The sequence below is a fragment of the Helicobacter bizzozeronii genome (assembly GCF_900196775.1).
Lineage (GTDB): Bacteria > Campylobacterota > Campylobacteria > Campylobacterales > Helicobacteraceae > Helicobacter > Helicobacter bizzozeronii.
Window position 1 is genome coordinate 1 of sequence record NZ_FZLB01000109.1, and the last position, 2,008, is coordinate 2,008.

General features: G+C 37.6%; 1 protein-coding gene. It reads left to right on the forward strand.

Features of this window, described 5'->3' with window-relative positions; translation table 11 throughout:
• Positions 1–358 precede the first annotated feature (358 nt).
• Positions 359–1,465 carry a hypothetical protein gene (locus C5684_RS08810; RefSeq protein WP_104640079.1) on the forward strand — a complete coding sequence of 369 codons (1,107 nt, stop codon included), beginning with the start codon at positions 359–361 and terminating at the stop codon, positions 1,463–1,465.
• The last annotated feature ends 543 nt before the right edge of the window (positions 1,466–2,008 follow it).

The following is a 2,008-nucleotide window of genomic DNA, read 5'->3' on the forward strand; positions in this document are numbered from 1 at the left end:
TTTGAATTTGTCCTTGAGTGCCAAAAACCAAGTTAAGTATTCTAATCTCACGTAGTAAAGGGCTGTAGATGCTTTTAAATCCGTAGAAATGCATAGAAAAGTGGATACTCCGTAGTATCAAGCACAAAGTAGTGGTGTTTTTGATACCTAATCGCTCGGCGTATATTTTCCGAAATGCCAAGGGGCATTCCCAATTTGGTAAACAATTTTTGATCTTTCAAAAGTGGATTAGCCTGATATTGTTTGCCTAATATATTCTATCTATCTAAGTAAGGCATGAAATCTTTTTAGCGCGCTAGTATTTTTGCGCTAGTATTTTTGCTAATATACACAAACTTAAACAAAACAAGGAAACAACATGAAAAGATCGCTTTTAGCTTGTACTCTAGCTCTTTTGCTCGCATCTTGTGCTCAAAATACGACTCAAGATGTAGCTACAAATACGAGCCAAACTAAAAATACTGCTCAATATGCCACAGAATGCTCCAAAACAAATATTGCACCAAAAAAAATGAGTTACAAAGAGCTGATTACCTTAATTAAAGATGCGAAGTTCTATTTGCTAGATGGCGAATTCAATGGAAAAAAAACTAAGGCATATTTTATATTTTCAGACGAAACACCTTCCCTTTTTGTCCTAGGCGTGTATAGAGATAGTTATAAAGATTTAGACTTGGACACTGCTAAATTTGGTCTTGAAAAGGGCTTGCTAACTTTGGAGGGTGAGTCTGATGATGGGGCAAAATTTAAATTCAGGCAAGATGCGAGCGCAAAAATTAGCGAAATTTCTCTTGTGTCAAATGAATTCAATGTAGACAAAGATTTTAGTTCATATTACTATTCAATGCTAAAAATATTCATCCCAAGATGCAACAACAATCTCTCAAATGAAGCCTATACAAAGCTAAATAATGCCATATCTCTAGGAGCTAAGAGCACAGATGAACTAAAAAGCAAAATATTGTCCGAGCTAAAAAAGGAGTATGCAAGCGATGCGTCTCAACAAGATGAAACTCCACATTATCAAAAAGATGACGAATATGTTTCAGTAGACTTGATAGATGATCGCATACTATTGCTACATGTAAATGTCAATGACTCCACTAACAATGGATATAATGGCGTTGAAGATATTACAATGATGGGCTACAATCTTAAAACTGGGAATCCAATTCCAAGTGGTTTTGATGATGTATTTGATAAAACAAAGAAAAGGCAGTTACTAGACTTTCTTGGCAAAAGGCTTATAAACGATCCAGATTATAACGACTGGATATCCCCGGCGGCATTTCCCTTAACAGATGAACCAGAATTTTACATCACACCCGGTTATGTTTCATTTGCATGGCATATATATGACATAAGCATTGGCACAGGAGGAGAGCTCACTTATCTTCCAATCAAGTTTAGCGATCTCAAACAATTTATTAATCCAAAATCTGAGTACGCCTATCTATTTAAATAAGGCTTAATTCTTAGTGTTATAGGGGGTTCTGATAGTGCCCTATTTTAGGGGGTTGTTCAATTTTGGAGGGGGGAAATCTTAAGAGGTTTTTGACTGAGTTAGGCTACATGCCTAGTTGCATGAATCACTTCATGGCAAGGCCAGTGAAGCATATTCAATAATCGCTCTACAATCGTTCTTTATTGGGTGGGGCTCTAGGTATTCTTTTTTACAAAGTTGCGATTTATGACCCCTTTACGGGGCTAGAATCGCTATGTTTAGTCTTGGGTTTTTGTCGGATCGTTAGAATGGGCTTGATTTTGGGCATAGGTCCTTTCTGCTTCACGGAAGTTTTTTAACCGCCTCTTTTCCTCTTTGGTCAGCGTGCCTGCTTGTTCTTTTTGTTCTAAGATGACAATCTTTTCTACTCGCCTAGCGTGTTCGCTCTGCGCTCTTTTGGATATGGGTTGTTCTTGCTTGGGTTGGTTATCGATTGGAGTCTATGGCGGGGAGTGTAGAATAGATAAGGGGGTATAGAGTAGCTAGAGTATCCTACAACCAACA

What these genes read in the sequence shown, in the direction of transcription:
- C5684_RS08810 (WP_104640079.1), top strand. Translation starts at nt 359, where the DNA reads ATGAAAAGATCGCTTTTAGCTTGTACTCTAGCTCTTTTGCTCGCATCT.